At 65.8% G+C, this 6889-nt stretch carries 7 protein-coding genes; all 7 read right to left on the reverse strand.

What is annotated here, in order from left to right:
• Window positions 1–460: type IV pilus assembly protein FimV (locus V7778_RS24875; protein WP_442920759.1), on the reverse strand; the 460-nt coding region annotated here is incomplete at its 3' end.
• Window positions 461–727: 267 nt separating this feature from the next.
• Window positions 728–1855, reverse strand: coding sequence for an aspartate-semialdehyde dehydrogenase (gene asd / locus V7778_RS24880; protein ID WP_335560303.1), 1128 nt, complete (start codon window positions 1853–1855; stop codon window positions 728–730).
• Between the two features lie 24 nt (window positions 1856–1879).
• On the reverse strand, window positions 1880–2950 hold the full coding sequence (leuB, locus tag V7778_RS24885; protein ID WP_335560293.1) for a 3-isopropylmalate dehydrogenase: 1071 nt from the start codon (window positions 2948–2950) through the stop codon (window positions 1880–1882).
• A 17-nt stretch (window positions 2951–2967) separates the two neighbouring features.
• A complete protein-coding gene (leuD, locus tag V7778_RS24890; protein ID WP_335560295.1) occupies window positions 2968–3615 on the reverse strand; it encodes a 3-isopropylmalate dehydratase small subunit in 648 nt (215 codons plus the stop codon).
• Between the two features lie 19 nt (window positions 3616–3634).
• Window positions 3635–3757 (reverse strand): entericidin A/B family lipoprotein, encoded by a 123-nt coding sequence (locus V7778_RS24895; RefSeq protein WP_211518867.1) that lies wholly within the window; start codon window positions 3755–3757, stop codon window positions 3635–3637.
• A gap of 41 nt (window positions 3758–3798) precedes the next feature.
• Window positions 3799–5199: a 3-isopropylmalate dehydratase large subunit gene (gene leuC, locus V7778_RS24900; protein WP_335560298.1), complete on the reverse strand. Its 1401-nt coding sequence runs from the start codon at window positions 5197–5199 to the stop codon at window positions 3799–3801.
• Window positions 5200–5482: 283 nt separating this feature from the next.
• Window positions 5483–6889: chemotaxis protein CheA (locus V7778_RS24905; RefSeq protein WP_335560300.1), on the reverse strand; the 1407-nt coding region annotated here is incomplete at its 5' end.

The raw sequence follows: 6889 nt of genomic DNA on the forward strand, positions 1-6889 counted from the left end.
GCGCGGCGGCCACCTGGGCCGGCTGGGTGGCGCGCAGTTCGGCCGGATCCAGCAGGAAGGTGTATTCGCGTACCAGGCGGCCGTTATTCCAGGACAGCTCGAGCAGCATGTCGACGAAAGGCTCGTTCAGCGGCTGGGACGAGGTGACGCGGATGACCGGACGGCCGCCGCGCTGCTCCACATTGAAGCGCAGCGACAGCAGGGCCGGATTGAATTCGATGTTCGCGGCGCGGAAGGCGTCCGGCGAAGCCAGCTTGATTGCCATGCTGGCCGGGTCTTCGCCCGCGCTGGTCGTCAGTTCGATTTCGGCGCGCAGCGGCTGGCCGAGCGCCGACAGCACCGTCAGTTTTCCCAGCCCGGCCGCGGTGGCGGCGGAAGAGAGGAACACTGCACTGGCCACGGCTGCGGTGAGCGATTTCAGCGCAAACGCCATGAGCGGAGGACGGTGGGTAGATTGCATAGTAGGCGACGAAAGAAAGTTGACCAGGGGAAAGGCGGTTTCCCGGGAGTCTCAACATAACATCATGCCCTGGAGCATGCAAGCATCCCGCGCACATCGATGACGCAGTGATAAAGGATGTGTGGCCAGAATGACCGATGCAGGCTGGGTTTGATGGCGTTTGATTACGGACGCTTATCAATATTACAGGGGGTGTGGCAGGGAGTACAACCCGGCGCGAATGGCCGGGTGGTGTCGGGTCGGCGGCGAAGCCGCCGAGCCAGGGGATCAGCGATCGAGGACGATGCGCAGCATGCGGCGCAGCGGCTCTGCGGCGCCCCACAGCAGCTGGTCGCCGACGGTGAAGGCCGACAGGTAGTCGCCGCCCATCGACATCTTGCGCAGGCGGCCCACCGGGATGGTCAGGCTGCCGGTCACCGCGGCCGGCGACAGGTCGCGCACCGAGGCTTCGCGGGTGTTCGGCACCACCTTCACCCACTGGTTATGGGAGGCGATGATGTCGTTGATCTCGTCGAGCGGCACGTCCTTGGTGAGCTTGATGGTCAGCGCCTGCGAATGGCAGCGCATCGCGCCGATGCGCACGCACAGGCCGTCCACCGGGATCGCCCGGGAACCGAAGGAGTCGCCCAGGCCCAGGATCTTGTTGGTCTCGGCGCCGGCCTTCCACTCTTCCTTCGACTGCCCGTTGCCCAGGTCCTTGTCGATCCAGGGGATCAGGTTGCCGGCCAGCGGCACGCCGAATTGCTTGGTTTCGTCGGCCGACATGCCGTGCTGGGTCGCCAGCACGCCGCGGTCGATCTCGAGGATGGCCGAGGCCGGGTTGTCCAGCAGCGGCTTGACGGCCGCGTTGATGGTGCCGAACTGGGTCAGCAGCTCGCGCATGTGCTGGGCGCCGCCGCCCGACGCCGCCTGGTAGGTCATGGAGCTCATCCACTCGACCAAGCCCTTCTCGAACAGGCCGCCCAGGCCCATCAGCATGCAGGACACGGTGCAGTTACCGCCGATGAAATTCTTCACGCCGCGGGTGAGCGCGTTCTTGATGACGTCCTTGTTGACCGGATCCAGCACGATGACCGCGTCGTCGTTCATGCGCAGCGTGGAGGCCGCGTCGATCCAGTAGCCGTTCCAGCCGCTGGCGCGCAGCTTCGGGAAGACTTCCGTGGTGTAGTCGCCGCCCTGGCAGGAGATGATGATCTCGCACTTCGCCAGTTCGGTGATATCGGTTGCGCTCTTGAGCGTGGTTTCGTTTTTCGCCATCGACGGCGCGGCGCCGCCCGGGTTCGACGTGGTGAAGAATACCGGCTCGATGTGGTCGAAATCGCCTTCCTCCTGCATGCGCTGCATGAGGACCGAGCCGACCATGCCGCGCCAACCTACCAGACCTACGAGTTTCATCATGTTCCCTTGGTTGAATAAATTCTATAGAAGCGCCGCCACGACGGCGTTGCCCATTTCTTCGGTGCCCACCTTGGTGGACCCTGCTTCGTAAATATCCGGCGTGCGCAGGCCCTGGGCCAGCACGCGCTTGACCGCGTCCTCGATGCGCTCGGCCTGGTCCAGGCGGCCCAGGGAGTAGCGCAGCATCATCGCGGCGGACAGGATGGTCGCCAGCGGATTGGCCACGCCCTTGCCCGCGATGTCGGGCGCCGAGCCGTGCGAGGGCTCGTACAGGCCCTTGTTGTCGGCATCCAGCGAGGCCGAGGGCAGCATGCCGATCGAGCCGGTCAGCATGGCGGCGGCGTCGGAGAGGATGTCGCCGAACATGTTGCCGGTGACGATGACGTCGAACTTCTTCGGCGCGCGCACCAGCTGCATCGCGGCGTTGTCGACATACATGTGTTCGAGTTCGACGTCCTGGTAGTCCTTGTGCACCTCGGTGACGACGTCGCGCCAGAACTGGAAGGTCTCCAGCACGTTGGCCTTGTCGACGCTGGTGACGCGGCTGCCGCGCTTGCGGGCGGCCTGGAAGGCCACGTGGGCGATGCGGCGGATCTCGCCTTCGGCGTAGCGCATGGTGTCGAAGCCCTCGCGCTGGCCTTTGAAAGGACCGTCCGGACATTCGCGCACGCCGCGCGGCTTGCCGAAGTAGATGTCGCCGGTGAGTTCACGGATGATCAGGATGTCCAGGCCGGACACCACCTCGGGCTTGAGCGTCGAGGCGCCCGCCAGTTCAGGATACAGGATCGCGGGACGCAGGTTGGCGAACAGGCCCAGTTCCTTGCGCAGGCCCAGGATCGCCTGCTCGGGGCGCAGCGCGCGTTCGAGCTTGTCGTACTGGTAGTCGCCGACGGCGCCGAACAGTACCGCGTCGGCTTCCTTGGCCAGCTTGAGGGTCGCTTCCGGCAGCGGGTGGCCGTGCGCGGCATAGCCCGCGCCGCCGACCGCCGCGGTTTCCATCTCGAAGGATTCGCCGAGCGCGTTCAGGACCTTGACCGCCTGCGCGGTGATTTCGGGGCCGATGCCGTCGCCCGGCAGGATCGCAATCTTCATCCGTTCTCTTTCTTCTTTTAAATGGTGTTGGCCAGCCAGGGCTGGGCCGCCAGGTGGCGCTGCTCGAAGGCGCGGATCTCTTCCGCGTGGCGCAGGGTCAGGCCGATATCGTCCAGGCCATTGAGCAGGCAGTACTTGCGGAACTCGTCGATGGCGAAGCCGTACGACAGGCTGCCGTCGGCTGAACCGATGCGCTGGTGTTCCAGGTCCACGACCAGCCTGAAACCTTCCTGGCTTTCCACGGCCTTGAACAGCGTCTCGACGTCCTCTTCGCTCAGCACCACCGGCAGCAGGCCGCTCTTGTAGCAGTTGTTGAAGAAGATGTCGGCGAAGCTGGGCGCGACGATCGCGCGGAAGCCATACTGCTGCAGGGCCCAGGGCGCGTGCTCGCGCGAAGAGCCGCAGCCGAAATTCTTGCGGGCCAGGAGGATGGACGCGCCCTGGTAGCGCGGCTGGTTCAGCACGAACTCGGGGTTCACCGGACGGGTGCTGCAGTCCTGGCCCGGCTCGCCGTGGTCCAGGTAGCGCCATTCGTCGAACAGATTGGGACCGAAGCCGGTACGCCGGATCGATTTCAGGAACTGCTTCGGAATGATGGCGTCGGTGTCGACGTTGGCGCGGTCGAGCGGCGCCACCAGTCCTTCGTGTACGGTGAATTTGTCCATCTTCCTGCCCTGTCTGTTTTTATTTGCCGCCTGCGCCGGTCACGATCTGGCCGGCGCGCTGCACGTCGCGGCCGATGCCGGAAATGGTGTTGCAGCCTGCCAGCAGGACCGCGATGAGGGAGAGTGCGAATACTTTTTTCATGTTTCAGTGACCAGTGTCGGAGTTAAAGACCATATAACGCATCAGAGGGCGCGCGCGTCGACAAAGTGGCCCGCGATTCCCGCCGCCGCGGCCATGGCCGGCGACACCAGGTGGGTGCGGCCGCCCTGCCCCTGGCGGCCCTCGAAGTTGCGGTTCGAGGTCGAGGCGCAGCGTTCGCCAGGCTCCAGGCGGTCGGCGTTCATCGCCAGGCACATCGAGCAGCCCGGTTCGCGCCATTCGAAGCCGGCGTCCTTGAAGACCTGGTCCAGGCCTTCGCGCTCGGCCTGTTCCTTGACCAGGCCCGAACCCGGCACCACCATCGCCAGCTTGACGTTGGGAGCGCGCCGGCGGCCCTTGACCACCTCGGCGGCGGCGCGCAGGTCCTCGATGCGCGAATTGGTGCAGGAGCCGATGAAGACCTTGTCGATGGCGATCTCGCCGATCGGGGTGTTGGGCTGCAGGTCCATGTAGGCCAGGGCCTTCTCGATGGCGCCGCGGCGCACCGGATCGGCTTCCTCGCGCGGATCCGGCACGCGGCCGTCGATCGAGGTGACCATCTCGGGCGAGGTGCCCCAGGTAACCTGGGGACGGACGTCCGCCGCGTTCAGGGTGACCACGGTGTCGAACCGCGCGCCCTCGTCGGAGTGCAGGGTGCGCCAGTAGGCCACGGCCTGCTCCCACTGCTCGCCCTTGGGCGAGAACGGGCGGCCTTTCACGTAGTCGATGGTGGTGTCGTCGACGGCGATCATGCCGGCGCGCGCACCCGCTTCGATCGCCATGTTACAGACGGTCATGCGGCCTTCCATCGACAGCGAGCGGATGGTCGAGCCGGCGAATTCGATGGCGTAGCCGGTGCCGCCCGCGGTGCCGATCTTGCCGATAATGGCCAGCACGATGTCCTTGGCGGTGACGCCAGGAGGCAGCGCGCCGTCGACCTGGACCAGCATGGACTTCGATTTCTTGGCCAGCAGGGTCTGGGTCGCCATCACGTGCTCGACTTCCGAGGTGCCGATGCCGTGCGCCAGGCAGCCGAAGGCGCCGTGGGTGGAGGTGTGCGAGTCGCCGCACACGACCGTCATGCCCGGCAGGGTCGCGCCCTGCTCCGGCCCGATCACGTGCACGATGCCCTGGCGCTTGTCGCTCATGCTGAAATAAGTCAGGCCGAAGCTCTTGGCGTTGGCGTCGAGGGTCTCGACCTGCAGGCGCGAGGTGGGGTCGGCGATGCCCTGGGCGCGGCCGGTGGTGGGCACGTTGTGGTCGGCCACGGCCAGGTTGCTGGATGTGCGCCATAGTCCGCGCCCCGCTTCGCGCAGGCCTTCGAAGGCTTGCGGGCTGGTGACTTCGTGCACCAGGTGGCGGTCGATGTAGAGGACGGTGGTGCCATCGGCGTCGGCACGCACGACATGGGAATCCCAGAGTTTGTCGTAGAGCGTTTTTTGCATGGTCGATCTTGAAGGTCGGCGGGCGCTTATCGGGAAACCTTATGCGAACCCGGTTTTTGATTATGCCATATTTGTGCACTGCCGCACCAAGAGGGGGCGCTGCACGATTATGCCAAAGACCTGTCTTTTCAGAAAATAATATTTGCAACATTTTTGTAATGTGCAAATAAAAAAAGCCTGCATGGAATATGCAGGCTTTTTGTGTGCGCTTTTGCGTCGAAGCGAACGATGTGTTCGTTTTTGCAGCGCACCGTACGTACGGACGTACGGTATGTCGGCCGGATCAGGCCGCCAAGCGCACGCTGCTGCGGCAGCCGTCCATCAGGAAGGACAGGCCGACCACCAGCACCAGCTCGCCCTCGGCCGAACGCGCCGTGCCGGTGATGCCTTCGACACTCAGCGCGGTCATCGGCTTGATCACCAGGTCGGCCGTGCCGTCGACGGCTTCCACCGCCAGGATGTAGGGCTGCGGCGCGTTGATGACGATGCCGACCCGTTCGGGCGCGGCTTCGTAGCCGAGCGACAGCGCCAGCGAACGCACCGGCAGCGGACGGCCCTGGTCCTTCAGCACCGGGGCGCCGCCCACGCACATGAAGTCTTCCGGCAGCTCGACCACGCGCTCGACGACGGCCATCGGCAGCGCCAGCGAGGCGCTCGAGGTCGACACCAGCATGGTCGGCACGATCGACAGTTCGATCGGCAGGCGGATCGCGAAGCGCGTGCCCTTGCCCAGCTGGGATTCGATGCGGATCGCGCCGCGGTTCTTTTCGACGGCGGTCTTGACCACGTCCATGCCCACGCCACGGCCCGAGACCGACGACGCCACTTCCTTGGTCGAGAAGCCCGGCAGGAAGACCAGCTGGTAGGCTTCGTCGTCGCTCTGCGCGCTGTGCTCGCCGATCAGGCCCTTGTCGATCGCCTTCTTGCGCAGCTTGGCCGGGTCCATGCCCTTGCCGTCGTCCTGCAGCACGATCATGACGCTGTTCGCTTCCTGCCAGGCTTTCAGCAGGATGAAGGCCTTGGCCGGCTTGCCGTTGGCGACACGCTCTTCCGGTCCTTCGACACCGTGGTCGAGCGCGTTGCGCAGCATGTGCACCAGCGGGTCGTACAGGCTGTCCACGACGACGCGGTCGACTTCGGTCTCGGCGCCTTCGATGGTCAGCTCGACGTCCTTGCCGAGGTCCTTGGCCAGCTCGCGCACCAGGCGCGGGAACTTCTGGAACAGGCGGCCCACCGGCTGCATGCGGGTCGCCAGGGTGGCGCGCTGCAGTTCGGCCGAGTAGCGCGAGGCGCGTTCCAGGGTCTCGGTCAGGGTCGCGATCAGCGAGGCGGCCTGGCCTTCGAACTTGAATTGCTGCAGGCGTTCCAGCAGCACGGCGGCCTGGTTGGCGGCCTGCACCGATTCGCCCGCCACTTCGAGCAGCGCGTCCAGCTTGACCGCGTCGATACGGATGCTTTCGTCCTTGGCCGGCGCGCTGGCGGCGGCCTTGGGCTCGTTACCGCGGCGCTCGATGCCGTCCCAGCCGTTCTTGCCCGGCGCACCAGCAGCAGCGGCGGCCTCGGCCGGCGCAGCGACAGCCGCGGCAGGCGCATCGACATGAGCGGCAGCGGCAGCGGCCGGCGCGGCGGCCACGGCGATGGCTTTATCGGCCGGCACCACGGCGTTGTACATGGCGGTCCAGTCCAGGCC

The organism is Massilia sp. DD77, from assembly GCF_036961685.1.
Lineage (GTDB): Bacteria > Pseudomonadota > Gammaproteobacteria > Burkholderiales > Burkholderiaceae_D > Telluria.